General features: G+C 31.4%; 16 protein-coding genes and 1 rRNA gene. 10 read left to right on the top strand and 7 right to left on the bottom strand.

Features of this window, described 5'->3' with window-relative positions; all coding sequences use genetic code 11:
- Positions 1-23: 23 nt before the first annotated feature.
- Positions 24-3,275 (bottom strand): cytochrome c biogenesis protein, encoded by a 3,252-nt coding sequence (locus ACYEKI_RS13645; protein ID WP_459211757.1) that lies wholly within the window; start codon positions 3,273-3,275, stop codon positions 24-26.
- A gap of 337 nt (positions 3,276-3,612) precedes the next feature.
- Between ACYEKI_RS13645 and ACYEKI_RS13640 the strand changes: the two genes are divergently transcribed.
- The 3 genes from ACYEKI_RS13640 to ACYEKI_RS13630 are packed head-to-tail and all read left to right on the top strand — an operon-like array spanning position 3,613 to position 5,470.
- Complete coding sequence (locus ACYEKI_RS13640) at positions 3,613-4,380, top strand: Rossmann-like and DUF2520 domain-containing protein (protein WP_459211756.1); 768 nt, start codon at positions 3,613-3,615, stop codon at positions 4,378-4,380.
- A complete protein-coding gene (locus ACYEKI_RS13635; protein ID WP_459211755.1) occupies positions 4,364-4,891 on the top strand; it encodes a KdsC family phosphatase in 528 nt (175 codons plus the stop codon). Before ACYEKI_RS13640 ends, ACYEKI_RS13635 begins: the two co-directional genes overlap by 17 nt.
- A gap of 6 nt (positions 4,892-4,897) precedes the next feature.
- Entirely contained in the window at positions 4,898-5,470 is a 573-nt protein-coding gene (locus ACYEKI_RS13630) for a non-canonical purine NTP diphosphatase (protein ID WP_459211754.1), read from the top strand.
- A gap of 20 nt (positions 5,471-5,490) precedes the next feature.
- On the opposite strand, the gene ACYEKI_RS13625 is transcribed toward ACYEKI_RS13630, so the two are convergent.
- Complete coding sequence (locus ACYEKI_RS13625) at positions 5,491-6,120, bottom strand: CPBP family intramembrane glutamic endopeptidase (RefSeq protein ID WP_459211753.1); 630 nt, start codon at positions 6,118-6,120, stop codon at positions 5,491-5,493.
- 470 nt (positions 6,121-6,590) lie between these two features.
- Here ACYEKI_RS13625 and nhaC point away from each other — a divergent pair, with 470 nt between their 5' ends.
- Positions 6,591-8,075, top strand: a complete 1,485-nt coding sequence (gene nhaC, locus ACYEKI_RS13620; RefSeq protein ID WP_459211752.1) for a Na+/H+ antiporter NhaC — start codon at positions 6,591-6,593, stop codon at positions 8,073-8,075.
- A 194-nt stretch (positions 8,076-8,269) separates the two neighbouring features.
- On the opposite strand, the gene ACYEKI_RS13615 is transcribed toward nhaC, so the two are convergent.
- Together ACYEKI_RS13615 and ACYEKI_RS13610 are read right to left on the bottom strand one after the other, a co-directional pair.
- Positions 8,270-8,743 (bottom strand): hypothetical protein, encoded by a 474-nt coding sequence (locus ACYEKI_RS13615; RefSeq protein ID WP_459211751.1) that lies wholly within the window; start codon positions 8,741-8,743, stop codon positions 8,270-8,272.
- A gap of 241 nt (positions 8,744-8,984) precedes the next feature.
- Positions 8,985-9,605, bottom strand: coding sequence for a TetR/AcrR family transcriptional regulator (locus ACYEKI_RS13610; protein WP_459211750.1), 621 nt, complete (start codon positions 9,603-9,605; stop codon positions 8,985-8,987).
- A 192-nt stretch (positions 9,606-9,797) separates the two neighbouring features.
- On the opposite strand from ACYEKI_RS13610, the gene ACYEKI_RS13605 reads away from it, so the two are divergent.
- A complete protein-coding gene (locus ACYEKI_RS13605) occupies positions 9,798-10,430 on the top strand; it encodes a transglutaminase-like domain-containing protein (protein WP_459211749.1) in 633 nt (210 codons plus the stop codon).
- A gap of 25 nt (positions 10,431-10,455) precedes the next feature.
- Here ACYEKI_RS13605 and ACYEKI_RS13600 read toward each other — a convergent pair whose 3' ends face one another.
- Positions 10,456-12,030 carry a S41 family peptidase gene (locus ACYEKI_RS13600; RefSeq protein ID WP_459211748.1) on the bottom strand — a complete coding sequence of 525 codons (1,575 nt, stop codon included), beginning with the start codon at positions 12,028-12,030 and terminating at the stop codon, positions 10,456-10,458.
- Between the two features lie 179 nt (positions 12,031-12,209).
- Between ACYEKI_RS13600 and ACYEKI_RS13595 the strand changes: the two genes are divergently transcribed.
- The 3 genes from ACYEKI_RS13595 to ACYEKI_RS13585 all read left to right on the top strand — a co-directional run bounded on the left by ACYEKI_RS13595 (position 12,210) and on the right by ACYEKI_RS13585 (position 18,167).
- The gene (locus tag ACYEKI_RS13595) at positions 12,210-12,521 is read left to right on the top strand and encodes a DUF6660 family protein (RefSeq protein ID WP_459211747.1); all 312 of its coding nucleotides are present in this window, start codon (positions 12,210-12,212) and stop codon (positions 12,519-12,521) included.
- A 114-nt stretch (positions 12,522-12,635) separates the two neighbouring features.
- Positions 12,636-16,940: a CusA/CzcA family heavy metal efflux RND transporter gene (locus tag ACYEKI_RS13590; protein ID WP_459211746.1), complete on the top strand. Its 4,305-nt coding sequence runs from the start codon at positions 12,636-12,638 to the stop codon at positions 16,938-16,940.
- Between the two features lie 45 nt (positions 16,941-16,985).
- Positions 16,986-18,167: an efflux RND transporter periplasmic adaptor subunit gene (locus tag ACYEKI_RS13585; protein ID WP_459211745.1), complete on the top strand. Its 1,182-nt coding sequence runs from the start codon at positions 16,986-16,988 to the stop codon at positions 18,165-18,167.
- 665 nt (positions 18,168-18,832) lie between these two features.
- On the opposite strand, the gene ACYEKI_RS13580 is transcribed toward ACYEKI_RS13585, so the two are convergent.
- A complete protein-coding gene (locus ACYEKI_RS13580) occupies positions 18,833-21,187 on the bottom strand; it encodes a TonB-dependent receptor (protein ID WP_459211744.1) in 2,355 nt (784 codons plus the stop codon).
- A gap of 233 nt (positions 21,188-21,420) precedes the next feature.
- Here ACYEKI_RS13580 and ACYEKI_RS13575 point away from each other — a divergent pair, with 233 nt between their 5' ends.
- Both ACYEKI_RS13575 and ACYEKI_RS13570 read left to right on the top strand, forming a co-directional pair.
- The gene (locus ACYEKI_RS13575; protein ID WP_459211743.1) at positions 21,421-22,488 is read left to right on the top strand and encodes a sensor histidine kinase; all 1,068 of its coding nucleotides are present in this window, start codon (positions 21,421-21,423) and stop codon (positions 22,486-22,488) included.
- A complete protein-coding gene (locus tag ACYEKI_RS13570; protein ID WP_459211742.1) occupies positions 22,488-23,207 on the top strand; it encodes a LytR/AlgR family response regulator transcription factor in 720 nt (239 codons plus the stop codon). The genes ACYEKI_RS13575 and ACYEKI_RS13570 overlap by 1 nt, the downstream gene beginning before the upstream one ends.
- 206 nt (positions 23,208-23,413) lie before the next feature.
- Here the strand turns inward: ACYEKI_RS13570 and rrf are convergent.
- Positions 23,414-23,488, bottom strand: a 5S ribosomal RNA gene (gene rrf / locus ACYEKI_RS13565); the annotation flags it as partial.

Below are 23,488 nucleotides of genomic sequence, written 5' to 3'. Positions count from 1 at the left end.
TCCTATTTATATTATTTTATGCTTTATTTCTTATAATGTTTTTTATACCTCCAAAATGAGATAATTCCTAACACAAGCAGAAATGTAACCGAATAGTATATTGCAGTAGGTGTTACTACTTTATCTCCACTAGCATAAGAGTGTAATCCTTTTAAATAAAAGTTTACTCCAAAATAGGTCATTAATACACTATACACTGCTACAATAGAGGAAAAGTTAAATGTCCATTTTCCTCTTAACCCTGGTACTAATCGCATATGGATTACAAAAGCATAAACCATAATACTAATTAATGCCCAAGTTTCTTTTGGGTCCCAACCCCAATAGCGTCCCCAACTTTCGTTAGCCCATTGACCACCTAAGAAGTTTCCTATCGTTAACATCACTAATCCTACTGTAAGTGCCATCTCGTTAACAATGGTAATTTCTTGAATTGCTAGCGAAACACGTTTTTTGTTTTTGGTAGTAGTCATGATCATCAATAGTAACGCTATAATACCTAGAATAGCTCCAATAAAAAATGGTCCATAACTACCTACAATAACTGCTACGTGAATCATTAACCAATACGAATCCAATACAGGTTGTAGGTTGGCAATTGCTGGATCTGTCCAGTTTTCGTGTGCAAAATATAAAATCATTGCAGCCACAAAAGTCGTTGCAGCCATAGTAAGGTTACTTCTTCTCGCAAAGATCAATCCTATCGCCATTGCTGCCCATGCTACATAGATCATAGACTCATAGGCATCACTCCATGGTGCATGTCCTGATACATACCAACGTATAATTAATCCCGCTGTATGTACTGCAAATAATAGAATTATTATCCCTGTTCCTCCTATGGTCACTCCTTTCATGATTTTAGAATCTTTTAAAATTCTAATAATCACAAAGAAGATCATCAATAAACCTATTACTGCATAGTATTTATATAAACTTCTAAATACATCGTACTTATTCAAAAATAATTCTCCTTCGATTTTTTTATCACTCGGCAGTACTTCTGATCCAAATTTCTTTTGGAAACTCTTCATACTCTCTAAGTATTGATCAGCTTTTGAATAATCTCCAGTTTGAATTCCTTCTATCAATGCTTGTCTATATATAGGTAATATCTGTCTTGTATACACAGAATCCATCCCTGTGAATTTTACTTCGCTTAATCTAGGTGGAGATACCCATTTGTTATTAGTATCTTCTGGTACTGGGAAAACTCTCAAGATATCTCCGCTAATCGCTTGATCTAGTAGATATACTCTTTCGTTTGTTTTGATATAATCTTTTTGAAAGCTATTAGGCGTTGTTGTTCTTGTAGCGTCATCTAAATAAGGTTCTAACTTATAGGTTTGATCTTCGTTAAACAAATCAACTAAAGCTACATGTCTAACACTTTTTGGCACACCTAATACGGTACGAATACTATCATTTTTTCTGTTAAGTTCGATAATAGGCACATAATACCACATGATAGGATTTTGCAGAATAGATAACATCACTTGATCTGCATTTAGTCCTTTATATTTATCACTTTTACTCAGCTTTCTAAGTAATTCTGAAGCAAAAGTGTTTACAGGTTTCATTCTACCACTTTCATCCTGAATCACCAAACTACCAAACTTCTCTGCATGTTCTGGAGCTACTGTATATTTCTTTATAATAGAATCTATCTGTGCTTCTGTAGGTGCTTGAGGTATATGTGATGATGTATGTTCTTGTGTAGTCGTAGTTGCTTCTTGTGTTACCGCTGTACTATGATCATGAGCAGCTCCTTCTTGTGCATGTGTACTGTGATCGTGTGTTGCAGTTTCTTCACTAGTTTGTGCATATCCTACTCCTATAGATAAAAGTAGTGCAATAGTCATCAACGACTTTTTCTTTGCTTTTACTTTATCTAGCATTCCTTCTAAATCTCTAAATCGTGATCCATTAATAAACAGAATCAACATCAATCCTAGATATAATAAAAAGTATCCTATATAGGTAATCCATGTTCCCCAGAAATCATGATTTACAGAAAGAATAGTTCCTTTTTCATCTTGATCAAATGAAGCTTGGAAAAAACGATATCCTTTGTGATCCAATACGTGATTCATATATATATCATAAGGCTCTGTTTTTCCATCTGATATCACATCTACTTTACTCATATAAGAACGATATCCTCTTTCTGTTCCAGGATATTTTTCTGCTATAAAATCATTTAATTTTAAAGCAAATGGTAATTTAAGACGCTTAGAACCATAAGTCATATAGAAATCTAGATCTCCTATAGTAATTTGTTGCATATCGTTTGCAAATCCTTTTCCTCCTAGCATTTTTACCTGCTTTGTTTCTCCATTTGTAGTAACATTAACAATCAAGGCATCTTCTTGTCCTTTTTGTTTTTCTTCTATAGGTACTACATCATATTTTCCTTGAATCACAGGATCTGGAATCACAAATTGCATCCCTGCAGTTTGATATAACGATCTTAGCATTAATGGCTGTACACTATCTTTGATGACAGTACCTCGCATTTGATCTGCCATACGCATATAGTTTCCTTCAAATGGAGATTTTATAAAATACTCCTCATTTTTATAGGTAATATTAATCGCGCCGTCTGTAGGCTTATTAAAGGCTATAAGAATATTATGGATATTAGATACTTCTCCTTCTTTTAGATAATGATCATGACGACTACCGCCTCCTGCTTCTACTATTTTTAAATAGTTTTCTCCATCTTCGCTTTCAACCAATCCCATTTTTGCTCCTTCGATGTAATTATCATAAGAGATTGTTACTGGTTGCTGGTTATAATCTGTATCAATAGTAAAATCGTTTGATGTTGCAGCTGCTAGTTCAAGAGGTCTACTCAATACTCTTCGTCTAGGCTCTCCGTTGATTTCACCATCCATAAAAATCGTTAAGTACGTTTTCTCTGAAAGAAATTCTGAAGTTGTCTCTCCTTCTCTTATCGGCATTATTCCTTCATAACTGATATATCGTGTTATAAAAGCACCAACGATAATTAAGATAAAAGCTAAGTGAAGAATTAGTGTAGGCCATTTTTCTCGTTTATGTAAACGATATCGCACTATATTACCACAGAAATTGATTACAAATATTCCCATAATGGCTTCAAACCACCAAGCATTGTAAATCCATATTCTAGCGGCAGTAGTACCATAACTATCTTCAAGAAATGTCCCTACTGCCATCGCCGTTGCAAATACAATAAATAATATTGCCATTAAACGTGTCGAAAACAATAGAGATACTAATTTATTTTGCATAATAATTCGTCATTTTTTTGCTGTGCAAATTTAGTTTATTTATAGCTATTAGCCTCTATTGAATAGTATTATTACATCGTCTTTCTGAACTTTTTAACATAAATCATCTTACTGATTTTATTAGATCTCATCAGTCATCATTATAATCGTCTTTTTTACAATAACATACCTATGCATAATAGTAAAATACGCTTGTCATAAATAGTTGATTATTCTAAAGTTTCTTTCACTCTTTATGCTTTCATTTTTACAACGTATCACCCTTATAACACTTCTTTCTATTACAATTTTTATAGAAGTCATTCTGTACATTCATTAACTTATGTATTTTTACCGCATGATACGTATTGTACTTATAGGATCTGGTAATGTAGCTAAGCATTTATATACAGCTTTTGATAAAACCGACGATGTTGCTATTGTACAGTGTTACAATCGTGCTGGAATCACTTTGACTGATACACAACCTCAACATCATGTCACAAATTCGCTTAACGAACTTACCACAGATGCTGATGTTTATATCCTGGCTGTAAGTGATGATGCTATTGCAACGGTTTCAGATCGCATCCCGTTTACCGATAAGTTGGTAGTGCACACATCTGGTAGTACGCCTATGGATGTATTAACTTCAAGACATAAACGTGGTGTTTTTTATCCTTTGCAATCCTTCAGCAGTACAAAAACTGTAGATTTTAGTACTATCCCGTTATGTTTAGAAGCCGAGCATGCTTCAGATTTGCTACTTTTACAACAATTAGCCCTTTCGCTTAAAGCGCCACATTACCCAATATCATCTATACAACGTAATGTTTTGCATGTAGCTGCTGTGTTTGTAAATAATTTTACCAATCACCTCTATTCCGTAGGAAACGAGATTTGTGAAGAACATCAAATTCCTTTTGATATTTTATTTCCGCTTATTAGCGAAACGGCTTTAAAAATTAAAGATCTACCGCCACTTAATGCTCAAACAGGTCCTGCAAAGCGTAACGATACTAATACGATATCACGTCACTTAATGACATTGACACAACAACAGCATATAGATTTATATAAAACCCTTACAACAGCGATTCAAATTACTCATGGAAAAAAGCTATAAAGAATATTTACAACACATCACTACTTTTATTTTTGATGTAGACGGTGTACTTACTGATGGTACTATCATCATTAATACCGATGGTCAATTATTACGTAACATGAACATTAAAGATGGTTATGCTTTAAAAGCAGCCGTTAATCAAGGGTATAATGTATGTATTATCTCTGGTGGAACTAATGAGGGAGTACGTTCTAGACTAAGAGGTCTGGGTATTACTGATATTTACTTAGGTGCGCATCACAAAACAGAGCAATTAGACGAGTATCTTGATATTTATGATATCAAAGCAGAGAATGTATTGTATATGGGAGACGATATTCCTGATTTACCTGTAATGCAAATGGTAGGATTACCTGTTTGTCCTCAAGATGCCGTTTCTGAAATTAAGGATGCATCCAAATATGTTTCTCACAAAAAAGGTGGTAAAGGTTGTGTGAGAGATGTTATCGAACAAGTACTTAAGGTACAAGGGAAATGGGCTACTGAATTTGATGCTAAATACGATTAATATATCATGAAACTTGTTTTTGCTACTAATAACCTAAATAAATTAAAAGAGGTTCAGGCTTTATTACCAGCATCGATCGAACTGGTAAGCTTAAAAGATATCGGTTGTACCGAAGATATTCCTGAAACTTCTCCTACGATTGAAGGAAATGCTATTCAAAAAGCTGAATACGTAAAGCAACACTATGGTTATGATTGTTTTGCAGATGATACTGGATTAGAAATCACTGCTATCAATAATGAGCCTGGTGTATACTCTGCTAGATATGCTGGTCAAGCCAAAGATGCTAATGCCAATATGGATAAAGTATTATCAAAACTTGAAGGTATATCCGCTAGAGAAGCACAGTTTAAAACTGTAATAGCATTGATCTATAATGGATCTTTACACACATTTACTGGTATTTGTAAAGGTCAAATCACCGAAACTAAACAAGGTGATCGCGGTTTTGGTTACGATCCTATTTTTTTACCCGATGGATATACCGAGACTTTTGCACAGATTTCGCTTGACGAAAAAAACAAAATTGGTCACCGTGGTAAAGCCACTCAACAACTTATAAACTTCTTGAAACAATAATGTTTCAGGAAGTTTTTTCTTTAAGCTTCAGGAAAGGCTAACATACCTCCCATTCCTACTGTAAATAACCAATTACCATAGATTGCATGCTCTATAGATACTATCGTTGTAGACTTTGTTTTGTGATAGGTATATGCAAATAACAATCCTCCTATAAAAGTAAGTATTTGTACCAATGCACTTTTTAAAAAGATATGTGCTAATGAGAATACGATTGCATTGATAAAAATCAATAACCATTTGTTAGTGATTAAAGCAGTGTATCGTGTAAAGAAAAAAGTTCTATAAATTACTTCTTGGGGCCAAACAGATAAAAAAGTATACACCAATAAAATTATCCCCCATAAGGATGGCTTTTTTAAAAGTACTGCAAACAATTTATCTGGAGCGATAAAATATACATATAAGGTTGTGACAATAGCTATAATCAATAATTTGATCATGGCTTCTTTAAAGAAATGTCTCCACACTATTTTTTTAGGGAATTTAGTTTTTAAAACTCCTTCTCGATACAAATGTGATAATATATAAATAAACCCTATTATGGTAAATCCTACCTTAAGACTAGGTGAATACGACCATAAAAAACTTATCGGCAATAGAATAAAAAATAAAAAGAATTCTACTCCTTTATAATAGTTTGATTGCATAGTAACTTTTTTACTAATTTCTGTATAATTGTCGGTAATGAAAAATTATACCTTACATTCTTTTCTAAAAGAACATATATTAAAAAGACTATTATTTCTTTAGGTAATTACAATAAAAAAATAAAGCCTCTGTGGGGCTAGAGGCTTATCACTCGATAAATGGGGGCAAAAAATGATTACTACATTTGGGGAATAAATAATCCTTACTTTTCAGTTCAACACAACACTAATCTCGTCATTCATTTTGTTGGGACAAATGTAATTCGCTTTACTATTATCTCTATTTCTATCAAAAAACAAAAACATAAAAATTCGACATAATACACAAAACATCGTTAAAGTGCATTTATAGTAATCTTACTTTATTCTCATTATCATTTTAATATTCATTTTATTTAGACTCAATTTTGCATAAATTTTATTAAAGTCGTAACATTACATCTCAAAAATTATAGAATTCTAATTATTATATGCAAAGTCAAGATATTAATCCTAAGAATCCCGAAAACGAGCCTATTATTGAAAATAAAGAATTAAGCATTTTTGAAGCTTTGATTCCTATTATAGCATTAGTTATTATGCTATTTTATAATGTGAGATACGTTTTTGGAGATGATGCGTTAAGCGGTAGTAATCAGTTTATATTATTATTAGGTGCAGCAGTAGCTGCTATTGTAGGATTCTATAATCGGGTTTCGTATAAACAAATGATGGAAGAAGTAGCAGAGAATATCAAATCTACTACTGGAGCTATTTTGATATTGCTTATGGTAGGTGCTCTTGCTGGTACCTGGCTTATTAGTGGTATTATCCCTACCATGATTTATTATGGTTTACAAATATTAAATCCTACCATATTCTTAGCAGCATGTGTAGTAATTTGTGCTATCATTTCTATAGCTACGGGTAGTTCATGGACTACTACAGCTACAGTAGGTATCGCCTTAATTGGTATAGGTGATACTTTAGGAATTTCTCTAGGAATGACTGCTGGTGCTGTAATTTCTGGTGCTTATTTTGGAGATAAAATGTCTCCGCTATCAGACACTACTAATCTTGCTCCTGCTATGGCTGGTGGAGATTTGTTTTCGCATATTAAATATATGACACTTACTACAGTACCTACAATTATAGTAACCTTAATAGTTTTTATTATTATAGGTTTAAATATAGATACTGTAGGAGCTCCTAATATTCAAGACAAATTAACTGCTATAGAGAACGCTTTTACTATTACTCCGTGGTTATTTTTAGTACCTGCTTTTGTGGTGTTTTTAATTGTAAAAAAGACTTCTCCGCTAATCGCTTTATTATTAGGAACACTTTTAGGCGGAATAGCTGCTATCATTGCGCAACCACAAATTGTTGCTAGTATTGCTGGTGCTGAAGCTTTAACTTTTAATTCGGCTTATAAAGGTGTGATGACTGCTATTACTGTTGATTCTGCTGTCGTTACTACGAGTACAGAATTAAACGATTTATTTACTGCTGGCGGAATGAAAGGTATGCTAGGTACTATCTGGTTAATTCTTTGTGCTATGGTTTTTGGTGGTATCATGGATGCTATCGGAGCTTTATCTACAATTAGTAAAGCTTTATTAAATTTATTTAATACTGTTTTTGGTTTATTTGCAAGTACTGTTTTTACATGTTTAGCATTAAACGCTACCGCATCTGATCAATATTTGGCTATCGTAGTACCAGGAAAAATGTATGCTGGTGCCTATAGAAAAAAAGGATTAGCGCCTGAGAATTTAAGTAGAACACTAGAAGATTCTGGAACAGTGACTTCGGTTTTAATTCCTTGGAATACTTGTGGAGCTTATCAAAGTGGTGTATTAGGTGTATCTGTAATGGATTATTTTGCTTATGCCATTTTTAACTGGCTAAGCCCTTTTACTACCTTATTATTTGCTGCTTTAAATCTTAAAATCAAGCAACTGGTAAAAAAATAAGATTACTTTTTTATATAAAACAACAAAAACGGCTTGCAAATGCAAGTCGTTTTTTTGTGATCACTTTTACACGGTGACAAACGTCACTGATTATTAAGCTTCTTTATATGATATTTGTCTATAGAGAACCCTTTTAGTTTTTATAATAGAGATCGATCAACTTTTGATTATGCGTTGTATCGATCTCTTATTTTTTATTCGGTAGGTTTAGTTTTTAATCGTTTAAAAATAAAACGTGTAATATAAATCCCATTACCATCTTCTTCTCCTGCATCACTTTCTACTCCACTTACTACAAAAGCCAGATCCCATCCTTCTTCTACCATACCATTTATTTTTGAAGAAATTACAGCATCATTTGCAGCTATATTTTGAAATCTAATTCCTGCTAAGTTGTAAAAGTTCAACAATTTTGTTTCTTCAAAGTTCTTTACTCTTATTTTTGATCTCTTTGATTTATTGCGTTCATCATTCTCTGCTGATCTTGAAGAAGTAAATTCTTTATAGTCTCTATCTTCTGAAGCAGAAATTATTCTAGATCTCCCTATCCCACTAGGTATAATTGATTCTACCGAAGTTACTACTTTATATTCATATCCTTGTGCTTGTGCATTTAAACCTAATATCATCGATATTAATAACATTCCTACTAATGTAATCTTCTTCATATTTATCTATAATTTAAAAATTTAATATTCTTTCATAAAAAAACGCATACCCCATAGTTTCTATATCAATAGTCACTACCAAGGTATGCGTTTGTTGTAACGCAAAAGTTTTTTATTTATTTACCCAATTTCTTCCTCAGCGCTGATAAATAAATAGTTAATGACTTAACTCAAAAACTTTCTAAAATTTTATTATGTATGCATCTATACCTATAACAGTCAAATTCACGTTTACCCTACCTTAACTAGTATAAATTTCTGAAAAAGCTTCAACTCCCTTTCTCGTTAAAGAAGGTCTTAGCATACTAAAAAGAACTTTGAGATAATAATCCACTTTTGAAATCCCTCCTTTTTCATTATAAAAAAGTTGTGAATCTGTTATCCATGAGTTGTATAAAATCAATAATCCATGAACAAACATTTTTACAGATTCTTTGTCATCATCTGATTTCATATAACCATTAGCCATCAAAAACTCTGAGATTCTCAATAATAGATTATGGTATTCTTTTGCTCTTTCTATACTCTTTAGCCTAATAGGTTCGTATTTTAATTGTAGTTCATGACTACTAAAAAACAAAAAGCAATATTTTTCTGTTAATGTCATCATCTTTCTTAATGTGACTACCAACGAATCAAATGCAAAAATATCTCGTTCAACTTTTTCGAAGCTTTCATCTAATTCGTCCAATAAATTTTGATGCAATCGCATGATGATATCATCCTTCTTAGGGAAATGATAACACAAATTACCATAACTCATTCCTATTTCTTCACTTATGGCTTTACTAGACACTTTTGAAACACCTCTGGTATTAAACAATAACAATGCAGTTTGTAATATTTTTTCTTTTGTTTTCATAAACATTTAGGCAAATATGCCTATACATTAAAATAAGCGTTTATCTTTGCACCCCTTTTTGAACTAAATTTTATTTAGATAACAAAAAAAGCAGCATAAAGATATCGTTTGATTATCATTTATTCATTTCAAAGGTAAGTGATGTTATCGACTCTTTAAATTAAGGAATACAAAAACAAGGATTTTAAGGTAATGGAAAAGTATTTGAAAGAAACATTTTTCTTCAACTATTCACATCCCATAGTAAAGGAATTTATATTACAGCATCTTACTGGTGAAGAACGTAATGCAGTAGAACAAACTCAAAAGCTATATATAGCAGTTAGAGACCATTGGCGCTATAATCCATATCACTTTACTACACAAAAAGAAGATTGGCAAGTACATGCTTTAATGCAACGTCCTGACGGGCATTGTCTTGATAAAGGGATTATTTTAATCAGTTGTCTTAGAGCTATTGGAATTCCTGCTCGATTGTGTTTAGCTAAAGTAAAAAATCATTTGGGAGTAGAAAAATTGTTAGCATATTTAGGTTCAGATGTAATCGTTCCTCATGGTTATATCGAAGTTTTTTTAAACGATTCGTGGATTATCCTTACTCCTGCATTTAATAAAGAGTTATGCGAAATCATGAAAGTAGATGTCATGGATTTTGACGGTAAAAACGGAACTGTATTTCAAGCTTATAACAGTAATGGGAATCAGTTTATGGAGTACCTCGAAGACTATGGACATTTTGATGATCTTCCTCTAGAAAAAATCACACAATTAGTATATGATCATTATCCCGTACTTAGGGATAAAATGAAAGAAGTAATGTTTTGATCAAAGCCCCTAAAATAGCAATAGCTTATGGGGCTTTTTTCTTTTTAATATCTTCTAATACCCATTGTATTTCTGTATCTCGTCCTATTAATCTATCTTCTAATTTGGGCAATACTTCAACATCTGGCGTCACCCCATATCCATCTGGAGAAGTAGTATATGGTGTTTCTACTTGCATCATCCCCATACGTATACTTAATCTTGAATGCGGTAATCTGAAATTTTTAAACAAACCTGCAACAGTACCATTAAAGGCACCTCCTGTCTCTTCTCCTATAATTACAGCTCTATTAGAAGCTTTTAAATTAGTTGATAAAATAGATGAAGCAGAAAAAGATGCTCCATTAGTCAAAACATATAACTTTCCTTTAAATCGCAAAGGATTAACCTCTGTCTCCTTGGCATTCTTTAGTTTATAATATCGCTTACCGTCTTTTTTATGTGTTTTAATTAAATTATGTGCTACTATCAATGGCGAAAAAATACTTCCAAACACTTTTTGTGCTACAGATGCATTATACGACAGTACGGATTTAAGTACTGGCACTCTGGTAAGCACTTCTGCTTCTTTTACCATTTTAAATTTTTCTGTTGCAAAATAACTATACAAATCTGTAATTTGATTTACGCTTCCTCCTGGATTATTCCTTAAATCAAGAATCATATGTGTAGCTTTGGCAGAATCTATTTTTTTAAAGCTTTCTTGAAAAAACTCTTTATATCGCCCATCAAAAACTCTTATTTTCATATAAGCGACACTACTATCTTTTCCTATAAAATCAAATATACGTGTGTATTCTTTTTTTCTTGTATTATAACCGTATTTTACATTAGCCTTACGTTTCTTTTTCTGTTTTATTTTTAATGCTTTTCGCTCAGCTTTAGTTAATCTTACTACTTTATTTTCTTTAATTGTATCCTTTTTCTTTTTCGCTTTGGCTATCCTCTTAAATGTTTTATCAAAAATAGAATCTCCTCTTTTTAATGTCACAGTTATACTGTCTTTAAATCCCTCGTTTTTATATACATAATCTGAGAACCTAAATGCTATTATCCTATTATAAAATGTCGTATTATATCCATCTGATGCCATTCTTTTTTTATAAGCATCAATAATTGAAGGTATTGGTTCTCCTTCTACTTTTACGATTTCGCTCCCTATAACAGTGCTATCTTTCCCTCTTGTATTGGTAATCCATAATCCATTATTTAAGTATTCAAATTCAAGGTCATTAAATTCAAATTTCTTCTTTAAAATGGCTTTACGTTCTTTTTTGTGAAATCGAGTCTTAGGATAACTCACAGAAATATGCCCTTGTCTCACCTCTGCTATTACCGGAGCTAATTTTTTGTAAAACTCCTTACTTGTTAAGGGTTCTTGAATAGTTTGTTTTAAACTATCAAATTTAAAATCTAAACGTTCTTTAGTTATATATCCATAAAGTTTAGGATGTAATTTTTGTAGTTTTCTATACGTTTTATCTACATCTTTTTGTAATTGTTTTACGGTATGCTTGGTTGTAATTTTCTCATTATAACGATCTATACTAGCACATGAAATTAAAAAAAGGGGTACACAAAAAAGTATTATTCTTTTCATCCAAAATCTTTTAAGTTCTCTCCATAGCAAAACTACTACGGTTTCTTGATAACGTTCTGTAACATAAGACTGTTTTTAATAAGCAATGTTACTTTCTTTATTTAGTTTTTATAGCATTTAACAACTTTTTTGTATAAAAATACTATTATAGAAACTCTTTTTTGTGCTAAGTTTGTAATATGAAGTTTCAGATCATCATACTTGCACTTTATTTAGTCGGACTTAATATGGTTCCGTGTGCAGATGGTATTACTGATAGTGATGCTAGTCTAGAACACATCATAGCTCTTGATGATAATCATCACGATGAAACACATGAGGACATATGTTCTCCATTTTGTCAATGTCAATGTTGCCAAATGCAAATATCTATTGCCTCTTCATTCAATTTTGATGTAATTCATCCTGAAATTTCAACAAAAATCATTTCATATACCTCTTCTATTCCTGAAGGTTTTACTTCTGGATCTTTTGAACCTCCCCAGGCATAATTCGATCATATTATAGGATACCTATATCCAATTGAGAACAGTATCAAATACTATTAAACCTAATGTTATATGCTTTTATATAGCACATTATCAACTGAATTATAAGTTATATTTATGTTCAATAAAATCATCTCATTTTCTATAAAGAATAAACTCTTTATAGGAATACTTACTCTTGCACTAATATGTGTAGGGATATACTCTTTAACACAAATACCTATAGATGCTGTACCTGATATTACTAATAATCAAGTACAAATTGTCACCACTTCAAAATCTCTTGCACCACAAGAGGTAGAACAATACATTACTTATCCTGTAGAAATTGCCATGGCAAACATTCCTGATGTAGAAGAAATTCGATCTATTTCTAGGTACGGTTTGTCTGTTGTTACTCTTATTTTTAAGGATGATGTCGATATTCTTAAAGCTCGTCAATTTGTTAGCGAACAAATAAAAGAGGCAGAAAACGAAATTCCAGAAAGTTTAGGCAGTCCAGAAATGATGCCTATTACAACTGGATTAGGAGAAATTTATCAATACATCCTTACTATTGAAGAAGGTTATGAAGACCAATATTCTATCACCGATTTACGCACTATTCAAGATTGGATTGTACGTAGACAATTGATGGGTACTCCTGGTATTATCGATGTTTCTACTTATGGTGGTAAGTTAAAACAATACGAGATTGCTATTTACCCAAGTAGTTTGCGCAACTATAATTTATCTATTACAAACGTTTTTGAAGCATTGTCTATAAATAACGAAAATGCTGGTGGTAGCTATATAGAAAAAGGCAATAGTTCTTATTATATCAGAGCTCTAGGAACGTTAAAATCCAAAGAAGAAATTGCCAATGTTGTAGTAAAAACGGTTAACGAAGTCCCTATTCTTGTAAAAGATATTGCTGCAGTAAGAATAGGTAGTGCTCCACGTTTTGGAGCGATGACTATGGATGGAAAAGGAGAAGTTGTAGGAGGAATCTCTTTAATGTATAAAGGAGAAAATTCTGCAAAAGTTATCCAAAACGTTAAAGAACGCATACAATTAATAGAAAAAGCACTACCTAAAGGTGTAAAAATTCAGCCATATCTAGATCGCTCAGAGTTAGTAGGTAGAGCAATTAGTACCGTTTCAAAAAACTTATTAGAAGGTGGGCTTATTGTTATTTTTGTATTGGTCTTATTATTAGGAAACTTTAGAGCTGGACTTGTAGTTGCTTCTGTTATTCCTCTTTCTCTACTTTTTGCTATTACATTAATGAATATTTTTGGAGTTTCGGCAAATTTAATGTCATTAGGGGCTATTGATTTTGGTCTTGTAGTCGATGGTTCTATTATCGTAGTTGAGGCTATTATTCATAAACTTTATATAGGCAAAAACCGAGTACTCACACAGTCCGAAATGGATGATGCTGTTTTTAATTCTTCTTCAAAAATCAGGAAATCAGCAGCGTTTGGAGAAATTATTATCCTTATTGTTTACTTACCTATTCTAGCATTTACAGGAATCGAAGGTAAAATGTTTACTCCTATGGCACAAACAGTAAGTTTTGCTATACTGGGAGCTTTGATATTATCACTTACTTATGTGCCTATGATGAGTGCGCTATGTCTAAATAAAAAGATTGTAATCAAAGAATCTATAGCTGATAAGATCATGAATTATGCGGCAAAAGTTTACTTACCGCTGCTAAAAAAAGTATTATCTCATAGTAAAAAAGCAATTGCTATTACATTAATCATTTTTATTGGTAGCTGTATTGCTTTTTCTAACATGGGAGGTGAATTTATCCCTACTCTAGAAGAAGGAGATTTAGCTCTTCAAGCTAGCATACAACCAGGAAGTTCGTTAACCGAAAGTATTAATACTACTACAAAAATTGAACGCCTGCTCAAAGATAATTTTCCTGAAGTAAAACATGTGGTTTCAAAAATTGGTGCTGCCGAAATTCCGACTGATCCTATGGGAATTGAAAATTTTGACATCATGATTGCCATGAAACCTCAAAAGGAATGGGTAACCTCAAGTGATCGTCAAGAATTAGCTTTCTTAATGAAAGAAAAATTAGAAGAAATCATTGGTCTTAATATCGAACTTACCCAACCTATTCAATTGCGTTTTAACGAATTGATAAGTGGTTCTAAGTCTGATATTGCGATTAAACTTTTTGGAGAAAACACTCAAGTTTTATATCAAAAAGCAAATCAAATTGCTCAACTTATCCGACCTATTCGAGGTATCGGTGATTTAAATGTAGAACAAGTCACAGGATTACCTCAATTATTAATTGAATACGATCGTGCCCAAATTGCACGTTATGGTGTTTCTGTCAATAAGCTTAATACAATTATCAAAAGTGCTTATGCTGGAGCTATTGCAGGTATTGTATATGAAAATGAACGTAAATTTGATCTTGTAGTACGCCTTTATCCTGAAGCGAAAAAGGATTTAGATTTAAGTCAACTTACTATTAATTCATCTCAAAATATTCAAGTACCACTCAATGAATTAGCTGCTATTAAAATTGAAAATGGACCTAATCAAATTTCTAGAGAAAATGCTCAACGTAGGGTCACTATAGGTATTAATGCCAGAAATAGAGATGTTGAAAGTCTTGTTAAGGATATTCAAAATACATTAAATACACAATTAGAACTCCCTCCAGGTTATGTTGTAAAATATGGCGGGCAATTTGAAAATTTAAACAAAGCAAAAAAACGATTAAGTATAGCTGTTCCTGTAGCACTAGCACTTATCATCTTTTTATTATTTATCACTTTTGATTCTTTTAAATATGCTTTGTTGATTTTTACTGCGGTACCACTTTCAGCTATTGGCGGAATTGCAGCTTTGTATCTTAGAGGAATGCCTTTTAGTATTTCTGCTGGAATCGGTTTTATTGCTCTTTTTGGTGTAGCAGTTCTTAACGGTATTGTATTGATTAGTTATTTTAATACATTGAAAAAAGAACATCCAGAAATGTCTATTGTTACTTTAATTATAGAAGGTGCAAAAGTTCGTTTAAGACCTGTTTTACTTACTGCTACGGTAGCTTCATTAGGTTTTTTACCTATGGCGATTTCTACCTCTGCTGGAGCCGAAGTACAAAAACCTTTGGCCACAGTTGTTATTGGTGGGCTTATCTCGGCGACTTTTTTAACCTTATTAATTCTACCTGCTTTGTATCAATTAATAGAACGCAAAACTCGTTTACAAAAACCAAATACTTTAATCATTATCGCTTTATTAAGTTTGGGACTTAATCCTATATATGCACAACAAGCACCTCAAAAATTAAGTCAAGAACAAGCAATGACTTTGGCTACAAAAAATTCTTTGATGCTAAAGAGAGCTACGCTAGCTGTCCAAAATGCTAAAGCTGTAAAAAAAGGAGCTATAGCTTTAAATCCGTTTACCATACGTTATCAAGATGTAGGTGTAGGAGAAAATATATCTGAAACCGAATTGCACTTGCAACAAAACTTTGGATCAATTCTTACACATATCCAAAAAAACAAACTTGCTAATACACAAATACAATTACAAGAGAGTAATGCTATTTTAACAAAAAGGCAACTCAAAAAAAATGTAAAAACACTGTATCAACAATGGCAATATCTGTATGCTAGACTTGAGTTAATCAATGAGCAATTAGAGAATAACACTTATATACAAAAGCTATCTAACACCTTACATGATACAGGTGAGATTAGCGGTCTTGAAGATGATCTTACTGCTTTAAAAACAGCCTCTTTAAATGTAAAAAAGAGTAGTTTACTTAAAGATTTCTTGGCTGTAGAAACACGTCTTAAAGAAGAACTTCAAATAGATTATGCTATACAACCCAAAAATGATTTACCAGAAAAATTGGTATTGCCTACTCTCAATCAAGAGCTTTCTAGTGATTTTTCTAATAGTCTTACTTTACAAAACGAAGTATCAGAAAAACAATTGGCTGTAGCCAAATCTAGATTTTTTCCAGAAATAACTGCAGGTATTGTCAATAGAAAAACTGGTAATGCTACTGCTTATAACGGATTTAAAGTTCAACTAGATATTCCTTTATGGTTTTGGTCAACCAATGCTAAAATAAAGCAGCAAAAACTACTTCTAGAACAAAGTAAATTAAGTACAGCTACACAATCACTAACGATTCAAAATACTTTAGAAAATACAAAAAAACAACTTAGTACACTTGATAATCAATTAACAAAAATCAATACACAAACCATCAAAAAAACCGAAGCATATATCTCAAAATTAAAGATTGCTTTTAAAGAAGGTGAATTAGACGCCTATCAATATGCACAAAGTTTTGATACTTATTATCAAGCTAAATCTAATTTTATCGAACTTGTATTGAATTATAATCAAGCGATAATTGATTACGAATATTTCATCAACAAGAACTAACACAATTAATTTCTGAATTAGAAATTTAACTTAAAGAAGAAAACAATGAAAAAAATCATTCTATCTATAGCCATCATAAGCAGCTTTATAAGTTGTTCGTCAAAAAAAGAATCTCCAAAAGATATTCAAGAAATTAACGTTGAAGAGCATCACGAGAACGAAGAACATAGTGATAATGAAGTTGAACTTACTCCAGAACAAATCAAATTAGCTCATATCGAAATTGGAAAAACAAAGAAACAATTAATTAAAGATGAATTAGCTGTTGCTGGAGAAATTCAAGTTCCTCCTCAAAGTAAAGCTACTGTCTATGCTCCTATCGAGGCCTTTGTAGAAAAAGCAAGTTTATTACCTGGAGAAAAAGTTAAAAAAGGGCAAATCATTGCTACTCTTAAACATCCTAAGTTTATTGACGTACAACAGCAATATCTTCAGGCTATTATTAAATTGAATACAGAAAAAGCTAATTACACAAGAAAAAAGTCATTATATGAACAAGATATTGTTTCTCAAAAGAATTTTCAAACAGCAGAAAGCACTTATCTTACAGCCAAAAACATTGTTGAAAGTTATGCTTCTCAATTAAGCTTAATAGGTTTTTCTCCAAAACAAATCCAAACCAAAGGAATTCAAAACTTTTTGTATGTAATTGCTCCAATAACAGGATATATCACTCAAAATAACATGAACAGAGGTAAGTTTGTTGCTTCAAATGAATTAATGTACGAAATTATTGATGATGAGCATATTCATGTAGAACTACAGGTTTTTGCCAAAGATTTAGGAAAAGTAAAAAAAGGGAGTCCTATCATATTTAAAGCAAGAGGAATTGATAAAGAATATCAAGGTGAAGTAGAGTTAATAGGTACAAAAATTAAAGAAGATACTAAGACCGCTGATATCCATGGTCATTTTGAAGATCCTAGTAGAATTATTAAACCCGGAATGTTTGTTGAAGCTAAAATTCTTTCTGGTGGTTCATTAGGTTATACACTCCCTGAAGCAGCTCTTATAGAACAAGATGGTGAGTATTTTATTTTCACTCCAGAAACCAATACTCATTTTAAACGTTTAAAAATTGAAAAAGGAGTATCTCAAAACGGAAATATTGAAATTAAAGCCATCGAAGGTGATAATTTTGATATTGCAATCGTAACTAATGGTGCTTATTATTTAAAAGGTGCTTTATTACAAAATTCGGGAGAAATGGGTGGTCATCATCATTAATATAAAATCAAACAATAATCAACTTATTGTCTAAAAATAAAAAGGGGGAAATATCCCCTTTTTTTTAGACTATTTTTAGCTTATAAATTTATCACATACATTTTTTCAAAACAAAAACACCTACAAATCAAACAAATACATATTTCATCAAACTTTTTTTGTTTTTATTTATCTATCCATCTTTGATTTAAACATACATTTGTACTCGATCATCAATTAAAAATCAATAAAATCATCAATCAAATTTAAATCTTCATTCATCAATAAATTAGGCGATCATTTTCTTGATTCGCCTTTTTTATATTTCTGCCTTATCGTTTCTTTTATACATGTAACCTTTATTATTTTTCGTATTTGTTTATTACCTTTATTTCAAATCACATTAAATCAAACAATTATGATCAAAAAAAATCAAAACACTTAAAGGTATTAAGCCATTAAACAGAGAAGAACAGCGTACTATTTATGCAGCAGGAAGTCGTAATTGTCCTTTTAATCCATCTCAAGGATTAACAGGCAAATCATGTGCTAATGCCTCAGACTGTACTCCTTTAATTATTGGATTTCCAGTAGCATGCTTAAGAAACTGTTGCTTGAGTGCTTATTAATAAGTACTACTTTATACAATTTAAAAAAGGATGACTAATTTTAGTCATCCTCTTTTTTTAATCTGGCAATCTATCTCTTTCATTTTTCTTTCGATTAAATCGATATGTAAACGTAGCACTTACTCTTGTGCCACTTCTCTTAGATTTTGCATCTACTATATAATTATCTTGTGTTATAGTAAAATCTCTTACTCTAGAATCAAAAAGATTATTTACGTTTAATGATATTGAAGCTTTATCTTTCCATAAATCTTTACTCAAGCCTAAATTAACAACATATTGATCTCTAGTATATGATTGTCCGCTTTGTCGTGCTCCAGTATAATTAAAACTCGTTTGAAAAGCCAGTTTATTAGGAAACTTCATTCTAACATTGGCTCTTGTAAACCATGCTTTATCTTCATTATCATACGAAATATCATCATATGTTCCATCTTGCTTAAATGCATAATAATTAATTTCTCCAGAAACATTTAACCATTTTATTGGGTTATAACTCAAATTCAGCTCAGCTCCATATCTAGTTTCATCACCTAAATTAACTGGTCTTGTAAAAAGTGCTCCATTTGCTGAACGTGTTGTAATAAAATCAAAGAAATTAGTACTATTTTGATAATATATTGCAGGATTAAGAGTCAGTTTTCCTATCCTCTTTAATCCTCCTAATTCTAGTGCATTAGTGTACATAGGGTCTAAATCTGGATTTCCTCCAAAAATATTTCTATCATCGCTAATTCCTCCAAAAGGATTTAATTGCCAGAATCTAGGCCTTGTAATTCTTCTTCCATAACTCAGTTGTAAATTTGTTTTTTCATTTATTGAATATGTTAAATGTACTGTTGGAAAAAAATCGGTGTACTTCTTATCTGTATTAAAAATATTTTTTCTATCACTACTTCCTGTGTTTGCATGTTCAACACGCATACCTAGTAAATATTGAAATCTTTTTCCTTTATTTCCATACTGTGCATATGCTCCATAAATACGCTCATCATAATGCAATAAATTATCAAGCTCATCAGATAAAACCTCATTAAACCATACCTTGTAATCACTGTTTATTCTTCTAATTTCACCTTTAATACCCAACTCTAATCTACTACTTTTTGACAATGGTGTAATAAAATCTGATTGGAATAATAAATCTTTACTGCTCTCTATATCTCTACTACGTGTAGTTGTTATGTTTGTTGTAGACGGAAACTCTCTCATCTGAGTTAATCGTTCATTTTCATCATCATTCCAAAACTCGTATTGAACATTTGCTGTTAATTTTTTTCCTTCTGTATCAAATGTCTTTGTGTAATTAACTTCAATTTGATTTGCTATTTGAGGTTCTTCATAATCCTCGGCTCTTACTGTAATACTATCTAGATCACGTTGTGCATTTAAATATTCGTACCTATATGCTGTCTCATCATTATTTTCTCTACGATTGTGATAATAACTCAAAGTCAACGTATTCTTTTCATTAATATAATAATCTGCTCCAAAATATATATTATAATTATTGTTATTATTCTTATCGTCTGAAGTTTGATTTAAAACAGATTGGATAGTATTATTTTCAAAAAACTGTTGAGATTGTTCTCCCTCTCCAAAATAATTCAGATATCGATATCCTAAATTTGTAAAAAAATTAAATTTTTCTCCTTTAGAATTTATATTCAAATTCACGCCATGATTTGCAGGTATTCCTGTAGTTACCTGCAGTGATCCCCCTAAACCATTTTTCTTGTTCTTTTTAAGAATCACATTTATTATTCCTGCTGTTCCTTCTGCATCATATCTTGCAGATGGATTAGTAATCACCTCTACTTTTTCTATACTCTCTGCAGGAATTTGATCCAACCCTTCTGCCGAGGCTAAAACAGATGGTTTTCCATTAATTAAAATTCTAACATTGCCATTTCCTCTTAAACTCACACCTCCAGCAGCATCTACAGAAACCGATGGCACATTATCTAGTACATCACTAATTGTTCCCCCTTTAATAACCAAATCTTTTCCTACATTAAATACTTTCTTATCTAATTTATACGAAACTGATGTTTTTTCTGCTACTATATTTACTTCAGATAATTGCGCTAAATCTTCAGTTAATATTATAGTACCTAGATGTATATCTTGTTGAATATTGACTTGAGGTTTGATTTCACTTTTAAATGATATATATTCTATTTTAATATCATAAGTTCCTGGTTTTACTTCAATTTCGAATAATCCTTTTTCATTAGTAACACCTCCTTCTATTACTTTGCCCCCATTAGCACCTAATATTGAAACTGTTGCAAATTCTAAAGGCATTTTTGAATGCTCTTCTCTTACTTCTCCTTTAATCACATACTTTTTTTCTTGTGCATTTATAGCAGAAATCCATAACATGAAAACTATAAAAATAATTCTTCCCATAACTGTTTAATTTGTAATTCGACAACAAATATGAGTTTAAGTCAAACACAGTATTAAGGAAAAAGGCAAACACTTATATTTAATCGACAAATGTATAAGTTCACCTAATGATATAGATTCGTCTATCATTTTATATATTTTGTCTTCAATTAGATCATATTCGTCTACATTATTAAATTCTACAAGCTTATATCAAACTTTTATCTATAGTTTTACCTATATAACTATACATTATGAGTGCATTTGAAAATAAATTTGACATTTCTGCTTCACCAAAATGGTATCATCACCTATTCTTTTGGATTGCAATCATCATCATTTTTATAACTCGAGCGACCTATGAAGATACTTCACATACATTTAAAACCTCATTTACGTATGTTCTTTGTCATTTGACGCCTATTATTCCTTTATCGTATTTAATAGCATATATAATTATTCCTAAATTCTATCAAAAAAAGAAATACTGGTTAACTGCTATCCTTTTATTATTTATCTATTATATAGCTTCTGCTTTAGGAAGGATAATGATAGTACATGTAGGAGAACCAATTGTAAGAATACCACCTTATTATACAGAATCTATACAAGAAATTTTAACCGATTTACCTAAATTAATTTTTCACTATTTCCCGCAAATCTTTACCATCTCTCTTATTTTTACATTTATCAAAACTTTTATTGAGTATAATAGAGTTACTCAAAAGAGCATCTTACTAGATAAGGAAAAAGCTACGGCTGAGTTAAGTTTATTAAAAGCACAATTGAATCCTCATTTTCTATTTAATACACTTAATAATATCTATATGTTATCTCTTGATAACTCCCCAAAAACACCCGAATCAATTGGAAAGCTTTCAGAAATTTTAGACCACATATTATATAAGTGTAATCGCAAATATGTTTCTCTAAGTAGTGAAATAAGTCTGCTAGAAAATTATATCGCTCTCGAAAAATTACGTTATGACGATCGTTTAAAAGTTAATTTTTCCAAAGACATTGGCTACGATATCGAGATTGCCCCTCTTATTTTGCTCTCATTAGTAGAAAACGCTTTTAAACACGGAGCAGGCGAAGATAGTGGTTCTCCTGAAATAACTATTGATATCGTTTTAAAAGATAACCTTTTTACTTTTAATATTATGAATACAATAGCTACAACTTATGAATCCAATCATAAAGGATATCTAGGATTAACCAACATAAGAAAACAATTAGATTTAATTTATTCTAATTCATATAACTTAAATATTATTCCTCAAACCAATACTTTTGCAGTAAACTTACAGATAACACTCTAATGAATATAAAATGTCTTATTGTTGATGATGAACCTTTGGCAGTTAAACTGATCGAAAAACATATATCTCAAATTGATACTCTAGAAGTTGTTGCTACTTGTAATAGTGCTATTAAAGCTTTCGAAATATTAAATACACAAAAAATAGATTTAATGTTTCTTGATATTAAAATGCCTCATATAACCGGAATTGATTTTTTAAAAACACTTAAAAACCCTCCAAAAACTATTTTTACAACAGCCTATCGTGATTACGCTATAGAAAGTTATGATTTAGATGTGATAGATTATTTATTAAAACCTATAACATTTGAGCGTTTTTTTAGAGCTATAGATCGTTTTTTAAGAGATTCAACACCTAATAATACTGCTACTTTACAAAATTCATCTCATCAGATATTACCTAATTCAGATATTTATATTAAATCAGGCAATAAGTACTTTAAATTAAATCCTACATCAATATTATATATCGAAAGTCTAAAAGATTATATCAAAATCCATACTGATGATGATCGACGTATTGTTTCTAAATATAAAATAAGTGATATAGAAAAAGTATTAGCTCCGTATCAATTTATTCGTGTTCATCGCTCCTATATCATCAATTTAAATAAAGTGACATCATTCACTACACACGAAATTGAGATTAATTCGACAGAGATTCCAATAGGAGCAAGTTATAAAGACAATGTAATTCTACACTTGCCTCTTAAATAATATAAATCAAGTAGTAAACACCTTTATTTAATAAATCTTTTATAAGTAAGCTGAAGCAGAAGTATGCTTGAGTGTAGTTAATGGCTTAAATAAGCTTATTTTATTCTTCTTGTTTGAGATTCTTTCTATGAAGTATCGTTTCATCCCAAAGGTTTATAACCATGCACAAAACAAAAAACCCTTCACAGTTATTGTGAAGGGTTCAAAAAAGGCGGCGACCTACTCTCCCACGAGCGCAGTACCATCGGCGCTATCGGGCTTAACTTCTCTGTTCGGAATGG

This window comes from Aquimarina rhabdastrellae (genome assembly GCA_947387485.1).
In the GTDB taxonomy this organism is placed as follows: domain Bacteria; phylum Bacteroidota; class Bacteroidia; order Flavobacteriales; family Flavobacteriaceae; genus Aquimarina.
The sequence above is the reverse complement of the archived record's forward strand: the minus strand, read 5'-3'. Positions and strand labels throughout refer to the sequence as shown.

Excerpts from the sequence above, each read along its gene's own strand:
- ACYEKI_RS13645 (WP_459211757.1), bottom strand. The coding sequence starts at position 3,275 with ATGCAAAATAAATTAGTATCTCTATTGTTTTCGACACGTTTAATGGCA.
- ACYEKI_RS13640 (WP_459211756.1), top strand. The coding sequence starts at position 3,613 with ATGATACGTATTGTACTTATAGGATCTGGTAATGTAGCTAAGCATTTA.
- ACYEKI_RS13635 (WP_459211755.1), top strand. The coding sequence starts at position 4,364 with ATGGAAAAAAGCTATAAAGAATATTTACAACACATCACTACTTTTATT.
- ACYEKI_RS13630 (WP_459211754.1), top strand. The coding sequence starts at position 4,898 with ATGAAACTTGTTTTTGCTACTAATAACCTAAATAAATTAAAAGAGGTT.
- ACYEKI_RS13625 (WP_459211753.1), bottom strand. The coding sequence starts at position 6,120 with ATGCAATCAAACTATTATAAAGGAGTAGAATTCTTTTTATTTTTTATT.
- nhaC (WP_459211752.1), top strand. The coding sequence starts at position 6,591 with ATGCAAAGTCAAGATATTAATCCTAAGAATCCCGAAAACGAGCCTATT.
- ACYEKI_RS13615 (WP_459211751.1), bottom strand. The coding sequence starts at position 8,743 with ATGAAGAAGATTACATTAGTAGGAATGTTATTAATATCGATGATATTA.
- ACYEKI_RS13610 (WP_459211750.1), bottom strand. The coding sequence starts at position 9,605 with ATGAAAACAAAAGAAAAAATATTACAAACTGCATTGTTATTGTTTAAT.
- ACYEKI_RS13605 (WP_459211749.1), top strand. The coding sequence starts at position 9,798 with ATGGAAAAGTATTTGAAAGAAACATTTTTCTTCAACTATTCACATCCC.
- ACYEKI_RS13600 (WP_459211748.1), bottom strand. The coding sequence starts at position 12,030 with ATGAAAAGAATAATACTTTTTTGTGTACCCCTTTTTTTAATTTCATGT.
- ACYEKI_RS13595 (WP_459211747.1), top strand. The coding sequence starts at position 12,210 with ATGAAGTTTCAGATCATCATACTTGCACTTTATTTAGTCGGACTTAAT.
- ACYEKI_RS13590 (WP_459211746.1), top strand. The coding sequence starts at position 12,636 with ATGTTCAATAAAATCATCTCATTTTCTATAAAGAATAAACTCTTTATA.
- ACYEKI_RS13585 (WP_459211745.1), top strand. The coding sequence starts at position 16,986 with ATGAAAAAAATCATTCTATCTATAGCCATCATAAGCAGCTTTATAAGT.
- ACYEKI_RS13580 (WP_459211744.1), bottom strand. The coding sequence starts at position 21,187 with ATGGGAAGAATTATTTTTATAGTTTTCATGTTATGGATTTCTGCTATA.
- ACYEKI_RS13575 (WP_459211743.1), top strand. The coding sequence starts at position 21,421 with ATGAGTGCATTTGAAAATAAATTTGACATTTCTGCTTCACCAAAATGG.
- ACYEKI_RS13570 (WP_459211742.1), top strand. The coding sequence starts at position 22,488 with ATGAATATAAAATGTCTTATTGTTGATGATGAACCTTTGGCAGTTAAA.